This window comes from Bacteroides sp. 519, assembly GCF_010500955.1.
Taxonomy (GTDB): Bacteria; Bacteroidota; Bacteroidia; order Bacteroidales; family Bacteroidaceae; genus Bacteroides.
Map to the genome: position 1 here is coordinate 1 of NZ_QVMJ01000164.1, position 303 is coordinate 303.

Sequence of the window (303 nt, forward strand, 5' to 3'; positions counted from 1 at the left end):
AATGAGAAGCTAAGTAACGTAGTTAGTCTTTGTGATGACATTATCCAAAGTGGAAAGTTCAGTCTTTCTGAAGGAGCTAATGGATATCGTTCAAAATTCTGGCCTAACAATGGCTACCAGATTAAGGACTTTATATATGCTATGCCTTACGATGCCATCACGGCTCAGGGATTCCAGTACTGTCGTCCTCGTATCTGGCGTCAGGGACGTAATGATGGTAACGGCGGTCCTGGTTACTTCGGTTCTGATATCGGTAACTCTACTGGTGGCAACTTCTCTATTTCGCCTGAGTTTGCTGATGTG

At 44.2% G+C, this 303-nt stretch carries 1 pseudogene; it reads left to right on the top strand.

The features are described from left to right. A pseudogene (locus D0T85_RS22375) lies at positions 1-303 on the top strand (RagB/SusD family nutrient uptake outer membrane protein); the annotation flags it as partial.